This is a genomic window from Pseudoduganella sp. UC29_106, assembly GCF_044055365.1.
GTDB lineage: Bacteria > Pseudomonadota > Gammaproteobacteria > Burkholderiales > Burkholderiaceae_D > Rugamonas.
The window spans coordinates 3,416,258-3,434,823 of the sequence record NZ_CP171977.1; the positions used below are offsets into that span (position 1 = coordinate 3,416,258).

The 18,566-nt window shown below is 64.6% G+C and carries 12 protein-coding genes and 3 pseudogenes; 10 read left to right on the forward strand and 5 right to left on the reverse strand.

Translation table 11 applies throughout. The annotated features are described in order from the left end of the window. Positions 1-13: 13 nt before the first annotated feature. The 4 genes from ACHMW6_RS17420 to ACHMW6_RS17435 form a co-directional block, all read right to left on the reverse strand. A complete protein-coding gene (locus ACHMW6_RS17420; RefSeq protein WP_395408325.1) occupies positions 14-2,719 on the reverse strand; it encodes a TonB-dependent receptor domain-containing protein in 2,706 nt (901 codons plus the stop codon). Between the two features lie 113 nt (positions 2,720-2,832). Further along, positions 2,833-3,084, reverse strand: coding sequence for a hypothetical protein (locus tag ACHMW6_RS17425; protein ID WP_395408326.1), 252 nt, complete (start codon positions 3,082-3,084; stop codon positions 2,833-2,835). Between the two features lie 263 nt (positions 3,085-3,347). Beyond that, positions 3,348-3,686: a copper-binding protein gene (locus ACHMW6_RS17430; protein WP_395408327.1), complete on the reverse strand. Its 339-nt coding sequence runs from the start codon at positions 3,684-3,686 to the stop codon at positions 3,348-3,350. 77 nt (positions 3,687-3,763) lie between these two features. Next, positions 3,764-4,117 carry a hypothetical protein gene (locus ACHMW6_RS17435; RefSeq protein WP_395408328.1) on the reverse strand — a complete coding sequence of 118 codons (354 nt, stop codon included), beginning with the start codon at positions 4,115-4,117 and terminating at the stop codon, positions 3,764-3,766. A 59-nt stretch (positions 4,118-4,176) separates the two neighbouring features. Here ACHMW6_RS17435 and ACHMW6_RS17440 point away from each other — a divergent pair, with 59 nt between their 5' ends. The 7 genes and pseudogenes from ACHMW6_RS17440 to ACHMW6_RS17470 all read left to right on the forward strand — a co-directional run bounded on the left by ACHMW6_RS17440 (position 4,177) and on the right by ACHMW6_RS17470 (position 10,105). Beyond that, the gene (locus tag ACHMW6_RS17440) at positions 4,177-4,917 is read left to right on the forward strand and encodes an AraC family transcriptional regulator (protein ID WP_395408329.1); all 741 of its coding nucleotides are present in this window, start codon (positions 4,177-4,179) and stop codon (positions 4,915-4,917) included. 64 nt (positions 4,918-4,981) lie between these two features. Next, complete coding sequence (locus ACHMW6_RS17445) at positions 4,982-5,902, forward strand: DMT family transporter (protein ID WP_395408330.1); 921 nt, start codon at positions 4,982-4,984, stop codon at positions 5,900-5,902. A 129-nt stretch (positions 5,903-6,031) separates the two neighbouring features. After that, positions 6,032-6,364 (forward strand): annotated as a pseudogene (locus ACHMW6_RS17450) (M1 family peptidase); the annotation flags it as partial. A 28-nt stretch (positions 6,365-6,392) separates the two neighbouring features. After that, positions 6,393-8,696: a M1 family metallopeptidase gene (locus ACHMW6_RS17455; RefSeq protein ID WP_395408331.1), complete on the forward strand. Its 2,304-nt coding sequence runs from the start codon at positions 6,393-6,395 to the stop codon at positions 8,694-8,696. A 55-nt stretch (positions 8,697-8,751) separates the two neighbouring features. After that, entirely contained in the window at positions 8,752-8,994 is a 243-nt protein-coding gene (locus tag ACHMW6_RS17460; RefSeq protein ID WP_395408332.1) for an MBL fold metallo-hydrolase, read from the forward strand. Beyond that, positions 8,991-9,713, forward strand: a complete 723-nt coding sequence (locus ACHMW6_RS17465; RefSeq protein WP_395408333.1) for an MBL fold metallo-hydrolase — start codon at positions 8,991-8,993, stop codon at positions 9,711-9,713. The genes ACHMW6_RS17460 and ACHMW6_RS17465 overlap by 4 nt, the downstream gene beginning before the upstream one ends. A 28-nt stretch (positions 9,714-9,741) precedes the next feature. Beyond that, positions 9,742-10,105: pseudogene (locus ACHMW6_RS17470) on the forward strand (cupin domain-containing protein). On the opposite strand, the gene ACHMW6_RS17475 reads toward ACHMW6_RS17470, so the two are convergent. Then, positions 10,086-11,081, reverse strand: coding sequence for a hypothetical protein (locus tag ACHMW6_RS17475; protein WP_395408334.1), 996 nt, complete (start codon positions 11,079-11,081; stop codon positions 10,086-10,088). The pseudogene ACHMW6_RS17470 and the gene ACHMW6_RS17475 overlap by 20 nt on opposite strands. Positions 11,082-11,184: 103 nt before the next feature. On the opposite strand from ACHMW6_RS17475, the pseudogene ACHMW6_RS17480 reads away from it, so the two are divergent. From ACHMW6_RS17480 to ACHMW6_RS17490, 3 genes and pseudogenes are all read left to right on the forward strand, one after another. After that, positions 11,185-15,566, forward strand: a pseudogene (locus ACHMW6_RS17480) (DEAD/DEAH box helicase). A 110-nt stretch (positions 15,567-15,676) separates the two neighbouring features. Beyond that, positions 15,677-17,137: an alkaline phosphatase gene (locus ACHMW6_RS17485; protein WP_395408335.1), complete on the forward strand. Its 1,461-nt coding sequence runs from the start codon at positions 15,677-15,679 to the stop codon at positions 17,135-17,137. Positions 17,138-17,162: 25 nt separating this feature from the next. Then, positions 17,163-18,566: an alkaline phosphatase gene (locus ACHMW6_RS17490; protein ID WP_395408336.1), complete on the forward strand. Its 1,404-nt coding sequence runs from the start codon at positions 17,163-17,165 to the stop codon at positions 18,564-18,566.

The window sequence follows — 18,566 nt, forward strand, 5'->3', positions numbered from 1 at the left end:
GGACCTGCCTTCCTTACATGCGATAGTTCAGCTTGACGTGCCAGCGGCGTCCCAGCAGATCGTAGGTCATCGTGTCGGTGTTGGCGTCGGTCCAGCTCTGGATGAAGGGCGGCTTCTTGTCCCACAGATCGTCTAAGCCGAAAGCCAGCGTCACTGCCTTGCCGAAAGTGCGGCGAAGCTGCATATTGTGGTAAGTGACCGACGGCGCATGGTCGCCGATCGCGCCCGCGCTGGCATTGATATCGCGTCCCTTGCCGATGTACTGAAGGCTGTAGGAACCGGACCAGTCTCCGCGCGATACCGTCAGCGTATCGAAGGAGCGCCACTTGGTGAAACTGCCGCGGCCACCGGTGATCTTGCCCGCATAGTGCAGCGTTTCGCCTCCTTCGAATGGCGTTACGTCATAATTCTTCAGGTACGACGCTTCTGCATTCAGCGTGGCGCGGAAGCCGGCCAACTGGAAGGTATACAGGCCGCCCAGGTCCAGGCCCGAGATCTTCTCATGCGCGGCGTTGGCCGGCTGCGCGGACAGGAAATCGACTTCGCCGGTCAGGCTATTGCGCGTGAAGTGCTCACGGCCGCAGAACAGGTGGCTGCGGCCGGCCGACTCGTAACAGGCGCGCAGCTTGGTCGAACCATCGACACGGGCGATGGCGTTGGTGATCCTGAAACGGAAGTAGTCCAGCGTCAGCACCAGGTCGCGGGCAAACGCCGGCGTCCATACCACGCCGGCGGTAAGGGTACGGGCATCCTCGGGCTGCAGATTGATGTTTCCACCGGACGTGGTCAATACCGTATTGCCAAGCTGCCGGTAGCCTGCCGGAACGCCATCGGCCTTGCAGTTCTGCGCAATGACCGACGACGCAGTCAGGCTGCTCCAGCCGCTACATGGGTCGGTGGTGGTCAGGTTGCCTTCCGCTGTGCCGCCATACAGTTCCGGAATACTCGGGATGCGGAAGGCGGTAGAGTAATTGGCGCGCAGTTTCAGCGCCGGGCGCACCTGCCAGTCCAGGCCAGCCTTGTAGCTGGTGTTGGACCCGAACAGCTTGTAGCGCGAATAGCGCACCGCCGTGTTGAGGCTCAGCGAATCAGCCAGCCAGTGCTTGTCCAGCAGGGGCACGGCCGCCTCGGCGTAGACTTCCTTCGCGTCGTAATCGCCGGCGATCGGGCTTTGCTGATTGGTGTTGGCGATGCCCAGCACGGTCAGCGCGTCCGGATTCAGCCAGCCCTTATCGCGGCGGAATTCGACGCCCGAAGCAAATCCAACATCGCCCGCGGGCAAGGTGAACACACGGCCGCGGATATTCGCCGATATGCTCTTTTGCTCATTGCCGCCATGGTCGCGCAAGTCATTCATGATGTAGCGCAGGACCTGCGGAGTCACGTCCCCATAACCGAGGTAGTCGCCGCAAGGAATGGCGGCATCGGCCGCCGTGCTGCAGACGGCGCGGTTCAGCGTCTGGTCCACCCGGTCCAGGTTGGCGACATTGGTGGTGGTGCTCACGCCCGTGTTGCGGCCATAGTTGGCGGCCACATTCCAGTCCCAGTTTTCACCCAGCTTGCCTTCCATCCCCACGACGACGCGCGCCGTATCGACTTCCTGCATGAAGTAGCGCACACCCGCTTCGGCCAGGCGCCGGCGCTGCAGCAGCAGGTTCTGGCCGGTCGGATCGGTGGGGTGGCTGGCCGGGATATTGATCGGCCGATAGACGCCCAGCGCTCCCGGCGTGGCGAGTTGCGTGGAGCGGCGGTTGGTATACATCAGTTCCGTGAACAGGCGATTACCGCCTTCCAGATTCAGGCCGCCAAAGGCACTGAAGCTCAGGCGCTTGATCGGGTTCACCGCGTTCAGCGATGGATTGCTGTTGTAATTGTGCTTGTCGCCGCTATAGCGCTCGTAGAAGTTGCCGTTGCCGCCCGGCGTCTGGTTGAAATTGACACGCGTGCCGTCGGCCAGCACGGCGCGGCCGCCAATGGTCGAGGAACTTCCGACACAAACCAGCTTGCCGCTGGATTCGCCCAGTCCGCACGGGGCGCGGTCGGCCATGTTCACCGTACCGGATTCGGCGTAATCGATGGCCGCCATCAGGTTGCCGCGTTCACCGTTGATGCCCCAGGCCAGGCTGGCCGACTTTTCGCGCGCGTCGTCGCGTGTGGTCTGCCCGTAACGGGTCGATACTTCCAGCCCGTCGAAGCCCTTCTTCGTGATCAGGTTGACCACGCCGGCCACGGCATCGGCGCCGTAAATCGCCGAGGCGCCGTCCTTCAGCACTTCGATGCGCTGCACTACCGAAACGGGAATCGTGTTCAGGTCCACCGAGCTGTTGGCGCCCGTGCCGCCACTGACCACGCGGCGGCCATTGATCAGCACCAGCGTGCGGTTCGCTCCGAGACCGCGCAGGTTGACCTGCGTTGTGCCGTAGCCGTTTTCGCCCCAGTAGGCGTTGGTCTGGTTGCCTGCAAAGCCGGCCGACGCCGACATACGCTGCAACAGCGTTTCGACCGATGTCGCGCCGGAGCGTTCGATCGCGTCCTTGTCGATGACGGTAACGGCGCCAATGCCGGTCATCATCGAGCGGTTCAGGCTCAGGTGGCTGCCCGTAACGACAACCTGCTCCATCTGCTTGCCGTTGCCTGCATCCTGTGCGGCGGCGTTTACTGCAACGCCTGCGGCCAGTACAGCGTGAATGGCTGCGGCCATGGTTTTCTGCTTCAACATCCGGACTTCCTTTCGCATCACTTGCGCCGGCCCGCCAAAGGCATGCATTGGCGTTGGCCGGACTTAATCACTGCCACGCCACAGGCGTGACTCTTCGTCTGGAAACTCTGTGATCAGCAGAAGTGATGGCGCGGAGGTCGTTCAAGCCCCTCCGGGATGAAGCCGGCATGGGAGGCCGGCAGCGAAGCTGGGTAAAGGTCGGAATCGTCGCGAGGAGACGCAGCCGCCTCCAGGTTCGGCAGCGCGGCCGAAGCGCCACAGCAGGTGACGCAGGGGCCACAGGCGGTGTGGTCCATGTCCGGCATTGCGCCGGACACAGCCTTCTTTGCCAGTTTGGAGCCGTGCAGGCCTCCGTTGACGGCCATTTGGCGTTTCAGGCGCGGCGACAACCTGGCGTAGCCGCCGTGCCCTTTTCTTGGCAACGTAAGCACCCTGCTGCTGATGACCGATATCGCAAGACAGCTGCATGACACTGGCCTGCGCCTGCCAGGGCAGCGCCAGCATCATCAACCACAGTATCCATGTCTTGACGAAACGATTCATACTTTTTAGTCTAACATGCAAAATATGACTATCGAAAGAACATTGTTGCAGACAGCAGCAGTGTTCCGCACAGGGCTGCAATACTTTATTTGACGGCTTCCAGCGAAGTCACCGTCAACGCGCCGTCCACTTTCGCCACCGTGAAGCGCACCTTGTCGCCCTGCCTGGCCTTGTCCAGCAAGGCGGCGTCCTTGACGCGGAACGCCATCGTCATGCCGCCCATGCCCAGGTTTTTCAGGTCGCCATGTTTGAGCGTGATCTTGCTGGCGGCTTTGTCGATCTTCTTGATTTCGCCTTCCGTGGTGTCGGATGCGGCGGCAGCCATGTGCTGGTCGTGTTCCCCGTGCTGCGCGAATGCCGGCGCGCCAGACATGCATACTGCGGCGAAGAAAGCGGCGCGCAAGGTGGTGTTAAATGCGTTCATTTCTGATCTCCTGATAAATAATTGCCCGGCCGCGCCATTCCAAATGCGAGTGCCAAAAATCTGCTTGGTGCGATACCTCAGGCGAGGACGCGCGGCGGCCTTGTGGGCGTATCAGGGATGAAACCAGGAAGACGGGACTGGCCCGCCATGTAGAGGGAGAATGACGCATCCGGCGCCGGCACCGTCAACGACTCGCCCGGCGCGGCAGCGCCGACGCAGCAGCCCGCACAAGCGCTGCACTTGCCGTGATTGTCGGCCTTATCATGCTTGTCGGCGTGGTCATGCTGATGCTGGTGATGCTGTTGCGCGACGGGCCTGGCGGAGTTGTCCGCACACACGCGCATGGCGGCCAACGCTCCCTGAAGCGGGAGCGCCGCAATGATCAGCCAAAGCAGCAGGCGCGCGAGGTATCGGTACATGGCGCGGATCATACACCTTCCCACGGCGGAAAGGTCAAGCCCTTTTTCCGTGAAGTGCTAAACTCCCGTGCATGCAACAGTCAGTCGATCTTCACGTACGCAGCTATGGTCCTTCCGGGGCTCCGGACCGGCACGACTACGCGCAATTGGTGTTGCCGGTGCGCGGCTCGGTGCTGCTGGAGATCGGCGGCAAACAGGGACGGCTCGATGCGCAGACGGCCGGCTTCGTCGCAGCCGGCGCCTGGCATGACCAATGGGGCGAGCAGGCCAACAGCTCGATCATTCTGGATCTGGCCACGATCGAGCCGCAGGCTGGCGAGCGCCTGTACGCGCGCCCCTTCGCCGCCGTCAACCCGGCTGCACGCAAGCTGGTGGAGTTCATGGCGATCATGACGGAGCAGCAGGCGGCCGCGTCTTCCGTGGTGCAGGGCTGGGTGCCGCTGTTGCTGGATGCGCTGACGCTTGAAGCGCCTCGGCCGGAATCGCGCCTCGCCGCGCTGCGGGCGAAGATCGAAGCCGATCCAGGCCTGCCGTGGACGGTGGAATCGATGGCGCAGAGCGTGGGCGTCAGCGTCAGCCGCTTGCACGCCCTGTTCCGCCTGGAGCACGACCAGAGTCCGCATGACTGGCTGCTGGAGCGCCGCCTCGCGCGCGCCTGCGAGTGGCTGGCCCGCACCAACCGTCCCATCGCCGAACTGGCCCTCAGCGCCGGCTTTTCCGAGCAGAGCGCCCTCACCCGCGCCATGCGCAAGGCGATGGATACCACGCCTGCCGCCTACCGCCGTCAAAGCCGCGAGAACTGGTCAAAATAAGAGGAGTTCGTGTCAAGAAGTTCTGCCGATGAACCGGAATAATCCCGGTCTCGGGAGGATTTCTATGCTATCGAACAAAACCTGGCTTGGCGCCGGGGCCGGCATCCTGGCCGGCGCATTCTGGGGACTGGTCTTTCTTGCGCCTGAACTGGCGCGCGGATTTCCACCGCTGCAGCTTTCGGCCGGCCGCTATCTGGCTTATGGACTGGTGGCTGCCGTGCTGGTCGCGCCATCCTGGCGCAAGCTGCTGCGGGCGCTGACGTGGAAGGAATGGCGAGCGCTGATCTGGCTTAGCTTGACGGGCAATATCATCTATTACGTGTTCCTGGCGAACGCCGTACAGTCGGGCGGCGTGGCCATGACTTCGCTGGTGATCGGACTGCTGCCGATTGCTGTCACCCTCGTCGGAAGTCGCGACCGGCATGCGGTGCCTTTGCGGCGACTGCTGCCCTCGCTGCTTCTCAGCGCGGCGGGACTGCTGTGCATCAGCTGGCAGTCGCTGGCGATGGGCGACGGACGACAGACTGGATCGGCGTTCGGACTGATATGCGCGATCGGCGCCCTCGTTTCGTGGACTATCTACGCGGTCGGAAACAGCCGCTGGCTGGCGCGGCTCGATCATGTGTCCGCTCACGAATGGAGTTTACTGACTGGCGTTGTCACCGGCGGGCAGGCGCTGCTGCTGGCGGTGCCGGCTTTCCAGTTCGTTCCAGGCAGACATTCGTCGGCGGATTGGCTCTGGTTCACGGGCGTGGTGACGGCAGTGGCGATTTTCTGCTCTGTGGTGGGCAATGGACTGTGGAATAAGGCTTCGCGGCTGCTGCCTTTGACGCTGATCGGGCAGATGATCGTGTTTGAAACGCTGTTTGCGCTGCTTTATGGCTTTCTTTGGGAGGCACGCTGGCCGACGGGGTTGGAGTGTGCGGCGATGGTGTTGCTGGTCTTCGGTGTGCTGGCGTCAGCATCCGCGCATCGGCCGTCGTGACGCAGGCACGGCGGATCAATGATCCGCCCTACGCGTTGTGGCCAGGCATAATTTTATTGCCAATTTGACACAAGCTTCGCTTTGCGGTCTAGAATACGGCTTCCACAACTTGTATATGGGAGTTATGCCATGCAGCGAAAACTGATTTCCGCGGTCGTACTGAGCTTATTCTTGTCCAGCGCCGCGATCGCGGAAACCACTACCCAGCTGCCGCGGCATACGCGTCCAACGCATTACAGCATCTCGCTGAAGCCGGATCCCGCCAATGCCGCCTTCAGCGGTCGCGTAAGCATCACCCTGCAGGTTGCAAAGGCCACGCGCAGCCTGACGCTGAATGCGGTGGACCTGGCCATCAAGAGCGCGGAAATCGACGCGGCGAATGGCAAGCAGGCGGCCAGCGCGATCAAGGCCGATAACGAGCACCAGACCGTGACGCTGGAATTCGCCCGTCCGCTGTCGATTGGCAAGCATGAACTGACCATCGATTACAGTGGCAAAATCAACAGCCAGGCTTCCGGCCTGTCTCTACCTGGACTACGACAGCGCCGGCGACAAGAAGCGCGCCCTCTACACCCAGTTCGAGGCGGCCGATGCGCGCCGCATGTTCCCGTCCTGGGACGAGCCGGGGTTCCGCACCACCTTCAGCGTGGAGGCCACCGTACCGGCCGCGCAAATGGCCGTGTCCAATATGCCGATCAAGGACAGCAAGGAACTGGGTGATGGCAACAAGCTGGTGCGCTTCGCCACCACGCCAAAAATGTCCACCTACCTGGTCTTCTTCGGTATGGGCGATTTTGAACGCGCCACGCGCACCAGCGGCAACACGGAGCTGGGCGTGGTGACTGTGCGCGGCCGCCTGCCGCAAGCCCAGTTCGTGCTGGATTCCTCGGACGCCGTGCTGCGCGAATACAACGATTACTTCGGTGTGCCCTACCCGCTGCCCAAGCTGGACAACCTGGCCGCTCCCGGTCGCAGCAACTTCTTCGGTGCGATGGAAAACTGGGGCGCCATCATGAGCTTCGAAACCTTCCTGCTGCTGGATCCGGCCATCGCCACGCAGAGCGACCGCCAGAACGCCTTCAGCATCGCGGCCCATGAAACGGCACACCAGTGGTTCGGCGACCTGGTCACCATGCGCTGGTGGGATGACCTGTGGCTGAACGAGAGCTTCGCCTCCTGGATGGCCGCGCGCACCACCGCAAAGCTGCATCCTGAGTGGCAGACCAGCCTCGATAAGGTCACCGCGCGCAACGCCGCCATGGAACGCGATGCCTTGTCCACCACGCACCCGATCGTGCAGCACGTCGCCACCGTCGAAGAAGCCCATTCGGCCTTCGACGAAATCACCTACGAAAAGGGCGAATCCGTCATCGGCATGCTGGAGAACTATGTGGGCGAGGACGCCTGGCGCAACGGCGTACGCAGCTACATCAAGGCCAACACCTATGGCAATGCCGTGTCCGACCAGCTGTGGAAGCACATCGAGAAGGCCGCGCGCCAGCCCGTGACCGCCATCGCGCATGACTTCACGCTGCAGGCCGGCGTGCCGCTGCTGCGCGTGGAAAGCCAGTCCTGCGAAGGCGGACAGACGCGCGTCAGCCTCACGCAGGGCGAATACAGCAAGGACAAGCCTGAGAAGCGTGCGCTGACCTGGCGCGTTCCGGTGCTGGCGCAGACGGTCGGCAGCAAGGCGCCGGTGCGCGTGCTGGTCAACAATGGCAAGGCCACGCTCACCCTGCCCGGTTGCGGCCCCGTGCTGGCCAATGCGGGCCAGGCCGGCTACTACCGCGTGCTGTACGCGCCTGCGGCCTACGGCGCCCTGGCCGCGAGCTTTGCCAAGCTCGATCCGGTCGACCAGCTGGGCTTCATGACCGACACCTGGGCGCTGGGCATCTCGGGCTACCAGCCTGCATCCGACTTCCTGGCGCTGGTGAACTCGGCGCAAACGGATGCGCCGCCCCAGGTCTGGCTGAAGGCCGCAGAAGTACTGGAAACGCTGCAGTACTATGCGCGTGACAACGCGGCGCGCAGCAAGGCGGTGTCTTCCTTCGCCATTGCCCGCCTTTCTCCCGTCATGCAACACATCGGCTGGGACGCGCGTGAGGGCGAACCGGCGCCGCAAGCCATCCTGCGCGAACGCCTGATCCGCGTGCTGGGATCCCAGGGCGACCCGGCCGTGGTGGCGGAAGCGCGCCGCCGCTACCAGGCGTCGCTGGCGGGCGATGCCAAGGCGCTGCCGCCGGAACTGCGCCGCGTAGTGCTCTACGTGGTCGCGCACCATGCCGATGCTGCCACCTGGGATCAGCTGCATGCGGCAGCCAAAGCGGAGCAATCGTCCATCGTGAAGAACGACCTGTACATGCTGCTGGGCGTTGCGGCCGACGAAACGCTGGCCAAGCGCGCGCTGGAGCTGGCCATCAGCGGCGAACCGGCGGCGACGACGGCGTCCGGCATCATCGGGGCGGTCGCAGGCGATCATAGCGAGCTGGCATTCGACTTCGCGCTGGCCAATGCGGAAAAGGTGAATGCACTCGTTGATGTGCCTTCGCGCGCGGGCTACTACTCGCGCCTGGCCGGCGGCTCGACCCACGCCGAAACGATCGCCAAGCTGAAAGCGTTTGCGGAGGCTAACGTAGCTGCCAACGCCCGCGGACCGGTGGCCACGGCCGTGTCCCGCATCCAGTTCCGCATCGACACCATCCGCGACCGCATGCCGGCGGTCGAGTCCTGGCTGGCGCAAAACGGTGCGCCGCGCCGGGCTGACGCTGCCGGCGCCAGGACGGGCGGCATGTAAGGCACAGGCTTGGGCATGCGCGCCGCGCAAGATGTGCTGCGTCTTATAATGCGCCATGCTCAAGCTAACTTTTCTCGGCACGTCTTCGGGCGTGCCCACCCGCAAGCGCAATGTCACGGCACTCGCGCTGCAGACCTCACTGAACCGCGAATGGTGGCTGGTCGATTGCGGCGAGGCCACCCAGCACCGGCTGCAGCGCACGCCCTTGTCCGTGCATGACCTGGCGGGCATCTGCATCACGCACATCCACGGCGACCACAGTTACGGCCTGCCGGACTGCTCGCCAGCGCCTCCATGACGGGACGCAGCCGGCCCCTGATTCTCATTGCGCCGCGCCCCGTGCGGGCCTGGGTGGAAGCGACCTTGCTGCACACGGAGCTGTTCCTGACTTTCCCGCTGGTTCACGTCGATGTCGATGCCGCCCGACTGGTGCACGAGGAGACAGGCCTGCGCATCGAGCGTTTCCCTCTGTCGCACCGCGTGCCCAGCGTCGGTTTCCGCTTTGCCGTGGAAACCGCGCGCTGGAAGCTCGACGGCGACGCGCTGCGCGCCCGCGGCGTGGCGCCCGGACCCGACTGGGGCAAGCTGCAGGCGGGCGAAAACGTCCAGCAGCCCGACGGCAGCACCCTTCTCGCCAATGATTTCCGCATCGCCCAGCGCGAACACGCCGTGGCAGTCATTGGCGGCGACAACGACACGCCTGCGCTGCTGGCCGAAGCCTGCGCAGGCGCACAGTTGCTGGTGCACGAAGCAACCTACACGCAAGCGGGCCTGGAAAAAGTCGGCCCTGGCCGCGGCCATAGTTCCGCCCGGGACGTGGCCCGCTTCGCTACCGAACTAGGCTTGCCCAACCTGATCCTGACCCACTTCAGTCCGCGCTACGACAATCCGGAAGGCATGGCCAATGTGGAGGCGGACGCGCGCAGCGCCTACGATGGCCACCTGTTCCTGGCCAAGGACTTCGACCGCTACGAACTCGATGCCCACGGCTGCGTCCATGCCCTCGCGGTACAATGACGGCCCTTGCCGCCTGACTTACGCGAACATGCCTGCCATTACCGATTTCCACAGCCCCGCCGTTCAGCCGGAATACGACCACCCGCGCGAGGAGCGCCGGCTGGAGGGCAATCCGAAGCGCACCACCTGGAATCACTTCACCAACGACAGCGGCGAAGTCAACGCGGGCATCTGGTCCTGCGAAAAGGGCAGCTGGCGTATCCAGTTCGCGCCCAACAAGGACGAATATTTCTATGTGCTGGAAGGCCGCTGCCGCGTGATCGACGAACAGGGCCACGCCGCCGAAGCGGGCCCCGGCGACGCGCTGGTGATTCCGGCCGGTTTCAAAGGCGTTTTCGAAGTCCTTGAGCCGGTCCCGCAAGCACTACGTCATCATCGAACGCAATTCCTGAGCGGGATCAGGCCAGTTTCACCCAGTTGGCCTGGTTTCGGTTTGCCGCCGACCGTGCAAAACCACAGGCTGGCGATGTCCGTGCCGCGTTCGTCGCGCGCGATGGTGGCGAGCAGGTCGCCCGCCTTCGCCTCCCCCTTCAGTTCCGATGGCGATGCGATCCGCAACGGCACCAGCTGCACTTGAGGGAAGCCATCCGTGCTGAAAATGCCGCCCCGCCCGGCCTCGCCATGCGCCACGGTGCCCTTCGGACCGCGGGCATAGACGCCGATATCGCCGGTTTCGCCAATCAGGGGAATTTGCGTGTCCCCGGCAAGCCCGATCACGCCTGCACCCACTGGATTGGTGCTGTGCGGGATCGGCACGCCGCCGCGTGCCACAACGCCGGCGCCTGGGAACGGCGGACCGACGATGGTATTCACCCCATCGATATTCATGGTGCTGATTTCAGCCTCGGCGCCGACCGCGAACACGCCGACGCTGCCCGTTTCGGCCGGCGACGGCAACGGCCTGCCACTGCCGCCGGCAATCGCCACAACGCCTGCGCCATGCAGCCGCCGCGCTTCGTTGTCCACCATCCGTCCGCCCTGCGCGACCACGCCGGTTCCCGGCGGCGCGCTGGCGATGAAGCTTGGCGAACCCTGCGACCCGCCTATGCCGTGGACGCCGAAGCCGCCGGTCCCGTTGGCGCCGCCACCGCGGCCAACCAGCCCAGTTCCCTGATTTGGTCCGCCAAAACCGACCACGCCGCTGCCGCCGGACGCCGGCACGCCCGCCGATATTGCGCCATTGTTGCCTACGCCATGGATACCGTCGATCGTGCCGCTCGGCTTCAGGTCACCCGGTTGCGGCGCCACCCGCAGGATGACCACGCCATTGAAGTCGACGTCCTTTTCGCTTGGAATCGCCGCCAGTAAATCCGTCGTGCTTTCACCTGTCGTAACCCGCCCCGCCTCGATATCGTCGCCGCTTGACATGATTCCCTCCTGAAATTAGGAACGAAAGCACTTAGAACTATAGTAACTATTGCTCGCTTTGCAAGCCAGGGACGCGCTCGGGCGCGCTGGCCTATAATGCGGCATGCACAAACGGACCTCCCCAGGCACCCCTGTCGCCGATTTCCACCCTGCCGTGGCGCGCTGGTTCGCAGCCTCGTTTCCCAGTGCAACCGAGGCGCAACGCAAGGCCTGGCCGCTGATCCAGTCCCACCGCCCGACGCTGATCGCAGCCCCCACCGGCTCCGGCAAAACGCTGACCGCCTTTCTCTCCGCCATCGATGCGCTGGTGCGCGAAAGCAGCGTGGCGCCGCTGCCGGACGAAACGCGGGTGCTGTATGTGTCGCCGCTGAAGGCGCTCTCGAACGACATTCGCGTCAACCTGCTGGCGCCGCTGGAAGGCATTGCGCAGGAACTGGAGGCGATGGGACTGCCGCCGCACGGCATCCGCGCCGCCGTACGCACCGGCGACACCTCCCAGGCCGAGCGCAATGCGATGCGCCGCAAGGCGCCGCATATCCTCGTCTCGACGCCCGAGTCGCTGTATGTGCTGCTGGGATCGGACAGCGGCCGCGCCATGCTCTCGCATGTGCGCACCGTGATCGTCGACGAAATCCATGCAGTTGCCGGCAGCAAGCGTGGCAGCCATCTGGCGCTAAGCCTGGAGCGGCTCGATGCGCTGTGCGCGAAAGCGCCGGTGCGCATCGGATTGTCGGCGACGCAAAAACCCCTGTCGCTGGTGGCGGATTTCCTGAGCGGGACGGGCCGCGAATGCGCCGTGGTCGATGTCGGCCATGTGCGGGCGCGCGACCTGGGCCTGGAGCTGCCGCCCGTACCGCTGGAAGCGGTGATGGCCAACGAAGTGTGGGACCGCGTCTACGACCGCCTGGCGGAGCTGACCGCCTTGCATCGAACCACGCTGGTATTCGTGAACACGCGCCGCATGGCCGAGCGCATGGCACGCCATATCGCCGAACGCATCGGCGCGGAGCACGTGGCGGCCCACCACGGCAGCCTGGCCAAGGAATACCGGCTGGATGCCGAGCAGCGCCTGAAGCGCGGCGATTTGCGCGTGCTGATTGCCACCGCATCACTGGAACTGGGTATCGACATCGGCGACGTGGACCTGGTGTGCCAGATCGGCTCCCCGCGCAGCATCGCATCCTTCCTGCAACGCGTGGGCCGCTCCGGACACCATGTAGGCGGCATGCCCAAGGGCCGCCTGTTCCCGACTTCGCGCGATGACCTGATCGAATGCACGGCGCTGCTGGACTGCGTGCGGCGCGACGAGCTGGACGTCCTGCAGATTCCGGACGCGCCGCTGGACGTGCTGGCCCAGCAAATCGTGGCCGAAGTCGGCAATCGCGAATGGAGCGAGGAGGAGCTTTTCGCCCTGGTGCGCCGCGCCATGCCGTATGCGAAACTGGAACGCGACCGCTTTGACGCAGTGCTGCGCATGCTCAGCGAAGGCTACACCAGCCGCCAGGGCGTGCGCGGCGCCTACCTGCACCGGGACAGCGTCAGCGGCACCTTGCGCGCGCGCCGCGGCGGCAAGATGACGGCCGTGACATCGGGCGGCACGATTCCGGACAACGCCGACTTCACCGTGATCCTGGAACCGGCCGGCCAGAACGTGGGCACAGTCCATGAGGATTTCGCCGTCGAGAGCATGGCCGGCGACGTTTTCCAGCTGGGGAATACGTCCTACCGCATCCAGAGGATAGAAGCAGGCAAGGTGCGGGTGGAGGATGCCCACGGCGCCGCGCCCAACATCCCGTTCTGGATCGGCGAAGCGCCGGGACGGAGCGACGAGCTGTCGCTGGGCGTGGCGCGGCTGCGCGGCGAAATCGACCGCCTGCTGGGCGAGAAGGAAGACGGCGATGCGGCCATCGAGCATGCGGTGGACTGGCTGTTCGAACACCTTGGCCTGAACGATGATGCGGCCCGCCAGATCGTCGAATACCTGGCGCGCGCCCGCTCTTCGCTGTCCGCCCTGCCCACCTTCGACACGCTGATCATGGAGCGCTTCTTCGACGAGTCAGGCGGCATGCAACTGGTGCTGCACACGCCCTACGGCAGCCGCATCAATCGCGCCTGGGGCCTGGCGCTGCGCAAGCGTTTCTGCCGCACCTTCAATTTCGAGTTGCAGGCAGCGGCCACGGAAGATGCGATCGTGCTGTCGCTGTCGGAAAGCCACAGTTTCCCGCTGGACGAAGTATGGCGCTACCTGCGCTCGACCAGCGCGGAGCACATCCTGGTCCAGGCCCTGCTCGATGCGCCGCTGTTCAATGTGCGCTGGCGCTGGAACGCGACCACCGCCCTGGCGCTGCCCCGCTTCACCGGCGGGCGTAAGGTGGCCCCGCAACTGCAGCGCATGAAGAGCGACGATCTGCTGGCGGCCGTGTTTCCGGACCAGGCGGCCTGCCTGGAAAACATTGTCGGCGAACGCGAACTGCCCAGCCATCCGCTGGTGGACCAGACGCTGGACGATTGCCTGCACGAGGCGATGGACAGCGAGGGCTGGCTCAGGGTGCTGCGCCGCATCGAAGCCGGCGAGATACAGCTGATTTCACGCGACCTGCCGGCGCCGTCGCCGCTGGCGATGGAAGTGCTGAACGCCCGCCCCTACGCCTTCCTCGATGATGCACCGCTCGAGGAGCGCCGCACCCAGGCCGTGTTGAGCCGCCGCTGGAGCGACCCCGCGTCCACCGACGACATGGGCGCGCTGGACGCCGGCGCCATCGAGGCCGTGGCCAACGAAGCCTGGCCGCACGTGCGGAACGCGGACGAAATGCAGGAAGCGCTGATCCAGCTGGCCTGTATCACCCGCGATGAGGCTGATGCCAACGATGGCTGGCCCGCGCTACTTGAATCGCTCGCCGCCAGCGGCCGGGCAACTCGCCTGCTGCTGCGCGGCGGCGCCGAATTCTGGGTACCGCTGGATCGCCTGGCCTGCCTGCACGCCGCCTATCCGGAAGCCGCCGCCACGCCGCCGCTCGCCATACCGGTACGGCTATCCCTGAACGGCGATGAGCCCTGGGCGCGCGATGCCGCGCTGGTCGAACTGCTGCGCGCCCGCCTGTCCGGCTTCGGTCCGCAGCCCGCTACGGCCATCGCTTCCTCGCTCGCGCTGCCCGAGTCCACCGTGGCTATCGCGCTGGCGCAGCTGGAGAGCGAAGGCTATGTGATGCGCGGCCGCTTCACGCCGCGCGCAACAGGCGAAGAATGGTGCGAGCGGCACCTGCTGGCCCGCATCCACCGCTACACGATCAAGAACCTGCGGCGCGAGATCGAACCCGTCGAGCGCCAGGACTTCATGCGCTTCCTGTTCGAGTGGCAGCACCTGTCCGAGGAAACACAGCTGCAAGGAGCGGACTCACTGCAGCAGGTACTGTCCCAGCTTGAAGGCTTCGAAGCGCCTGCCGGCGCCTGGGAAAGCGAGCTGCTGGCGACGCGCGTGAAGGATTATTCTCTGCTGTGGCTTGATGATCTGTGCCGTTCCGGCCGCATCGTCTGGACACGCGTTGGCGCACCATCCAGCGCCAGTGGCGGCACTGTGCGCAGCACGCCCCTGGTGCTGCTGCCACGGCGCCAGCTCCCGCTATGGCATGCCCTGCCCGCCGTCGCAACCGAAATTGAATTGTCGCCACGCGCAGCGCGTGTGCTGGACGCACTGCGCCGCCAGGGCGCCATGTTCTACGACGAGCTGTCGCACGAAGCGCACCTGCTGCCGGCTGAACTGGAAACCGCGCTTGGCGAGCTGGTCGCCACCGGACTGGTGAACGCCGACAGCTACGCCGGGCTGCGCGCCATGCTGGTGCCGGCCAACAAGCGCAACACGATGGACCGCCGCCGTCGCCGCGGCGCCGGCCCGACGATGGAGGAAGCCGGGCGCTGGGCGCTGGTGCGCCAGTCCGAAGGCGTGACCATCCGGGAGCGCTTCGCCGATCCCTCCGCCGCGGCCTCGGCGCCAACGTCGCCGGCAACGCCCGCCCGCCGCCCGCGCATCGCTCCGGACACGCTGGAGCACATCGCCATGACGCTGCTGCGCCGCTACGGCGTCATGTTCTGGAAACTGCTTGACCGCGAAGCATCCTGGTTGCCCTCCTGGCGCGAGCTGCTGCCCGTCTACCACCGCCTGGAAGCACGCGGCGAAGTCCGTGGCGGCCGCTTCGTGGCGGGTCTGTCCGGCGAGCAGTTCGCGCTGCCGAAGCCATCCCCCTGTTGCGCGAAACGCGCCGCAAGCCGCACGACGGCAGCCTGGTCGCCATTTCCGCGATCGATCCGCTCAACCTGTGCGGCACCGTCCTCGCCGGCGACAAGGTCCCCGCTCTCTCCGGCAACCGCATCCTGTTCCGCGACGGCATGACCGTCGCCACGCAGGTGTCCGGCAAGTTCAACTACCTGGCATCGCCAGACCCCGCCGAACGCGAACAAATGCATGCCTTGCTGATCGAGCAGCGCTAGCGCGTGCTTGCCGCTGGCACGGGCGGCCCGGCACAATCTTGAAAGTTCGTCATCAACCAGTAACAAGATGCTGGCAAACTTCGCATCTTTCGAACCACTGGACTATTTCCATGCCTAAGATCCCAATGCGCGCCATGCTCGGCGCCTGCATCGCTCTCGCACTTGCCGCCTGCGGCGAACATACGCCAGCCGGCACAGCGACTACCGCCCCAACTACCCCGGTAGTGTCGCCTAAGAACGTGATCTTCTTCCTCGGCGACGGCATGGGCCTGACCACGATGACTGCCGCCCGCATTTACTCGGTCGGCGAAGACGGCGACCTCACGATGGATACCCTGCCGGAGACCGCTTTCGTCAAGACCTTCTCGAACGATGCCCAGGTTACCGACAGCGCACCGTCCATGTCCGCCTATATGACGGGCGTAAAGATGAATAACGAAGTCATCTCGATGTCCAGCGACACCGTCGCCATTGACCCTGGCGCGGACTCCAACGGCAACAAGCTGGTCAACAATTGCGGCAGCAAGAACGGTACGCCCGTCACCACGCTGCTGGAACTGGCCAAGGCCAAGGGATGGGCGGCCGGCGTTGTGACCACCACGCGCATTACCCACGCCACGCCCGCTGCTACGTATTCCCACATCTGCCACCGCGACCTGGAGAACGATATCGCGGCAGCCCTCGTGCCGGGCGGCACGGGCTATAACAGCGCCCTCGGCACAACCGGCGTTGACGTGATCCTGGGTGGCGGCAGCCAGTTCTTCACGCCTTTCGCCAACGGCGGCAAGCGCTCCGACGGCCGCGACCTGATCGGCGAACTGAAAAAGTCCTACACCTACGCCAGCAACGCCGCTGAATTCAACGCCATCGATCCGGCCAAGGTGGACCGCATTGCCGGCCTCTTCACCTCCAGCCACATGAGCTATGACCTGGACCGCGACCCGGCCAAGGAACCGAGCCTGGCCGACATGACCACCAAGGCCATGGACGTGCTGGCAAAGAACAACAAGGGATATTTCCTGATGGTGGAAGGCGGCCGCATCGACCACGCACTTCATGAAACGACCGCCAAGAAAGCCCTGCAGGATACCGTCGCCTTCGACAATGCGATCAAGGCCGCCATCGCCAAGGCACGTGTAACGGACCCGGATCTGAAAAACACCCTGATCGTCGTCACCGCCGACCATGACCACACCCTGGTGCTGAACGGCTACGCCAAGCGCACCGGCAAGACCGCCGCCGGCAACGCGGGCGTACTGGGCGTGGTGAAGAACTATGTGACGGGCGCAGTGGAGAAGGATGCCGAAGGCGCACCGTACACCATCATCGGCTTTGGCAACGGCGAGAACCGCACCCAGGGCAGCCGCTCCGCCAATGCCAGCCTGGACGAAAGCGTCACCGGCGCCAACACCTATCACCAGGAAGCCGCGATCCGCGTCAGCGCCGGCAATGAGACCCACGGCGGCACCGATGTCTTCCTCGGCGCGATCGGCATGGGTTCCGAAACCTTCCTCGGCACCATCGACAACACCAAGGTGAACGGCCTGGTCAAGGCAGCCGCCGGCCTGTAATCAACACTACTGAACTGGAAATACTATGAACCGCAATCTGCAACGCTCCCTGCTGGCCCTCGCCATCGGCGGTACGATTACCCAGTCCGCCATAGCTGCCGACGCCAAGAACATCATTTTCTTCCTCGGCGATGGCATGGGCCCGGCGACCATCACCGCATCCCGCATTTATAAATACGGCGAAGACGGCAGCCTGAATATGGACAAGCTGGAACGCACCGCGCGCATCAAGACCTTCTCGAACGACGCCCAGACCACCGACAGCGCGCCATCCATGGCCGCCTACATGACCGGCGTGAAGATGAACAATGAAGTGATCTCGATGTCCTCGGAAACCGTGGCGACGGAACCGGGCAAGGACGCCAACGGCAACCTTGGCATCAATAACTGCGCAGCCGCCAATGGCAAGGCTGTCAGCACCATCCTGGAACTGGCGAAAGCCAAGGGCAAGGCTGTGGGCTCGATCACCACGACCGAACTGACGCACGCCACGCCGGCGGCAACCTTCTCCCATATCTGCAACCGCAACGCGCAATACGCGATTGCCGCGCAGGTCGTGCCAGGCGGCGCGGGCTACAACAGCGCGCTGATGGACGGCGTGGATGTGCTGATGGGTGGCGGCCGCAATCACTTCACCCCGTTCAGCAGCACCAACACCAAGGGCCGCGCCGATGGCCGCGACCTGCTGGCGGAAATGGCCGCCAAGGGCTACACCGTTGCCGCCACCAAGGCAGACATGCAGGCTGCCCCGCTGACCAAGAAGTTCATCGGCCTTTACAGCACCACCAGCCACCTGCAGTATGAACTGGACCGCACTGCCACGCCGCCCCTGGGCGAAGGCGCAAACCAGCCAAGCCTGGCCGAAATGACCGTCAAGGCCATGGACATCCTGGGCCAGAACGCGAACGGCTACTTCCTGATGGTGGAAGGCGGCCGCATCGACCACGCACTGCACGCCACCAATGCCAAGCGCGCTCTGGTGGACACCATTGCTTTCGACGATGCGATCAAGGCGGCCCTGGACAAGGCGCGCACTACCGATCCGACCCTGGCCAATACGCTGATCGTCGTCACTGCCGACCATGATCACACGCTTGCCATCAACGGCTACTCGAAGCGCGGCAATCCTATCCTGGACATCACCCGCGACTACAAGACCGGCCAGCCGGGCAAGGATGCCGACGGCAACACCTACTCCACCCTGGTGTTCGGTAACGGTCCAAACCGTCCCAACGTGCGCACCAACCTGGATAGCGCCGTCGTGCAGGGCAACGACTATCTGCAGGAAACCGGCGTGAAACTGTCCAGCGAAACTCACGGCGGCGGCGATGTGAAACTGTTTGCCACCGGCGCAGGCGCGAAGACGTTCAAGGGCACCCTGGATAACACCAAGGTGTTCACGCTGCTGAAAAACGCATTCGGTTTCTGA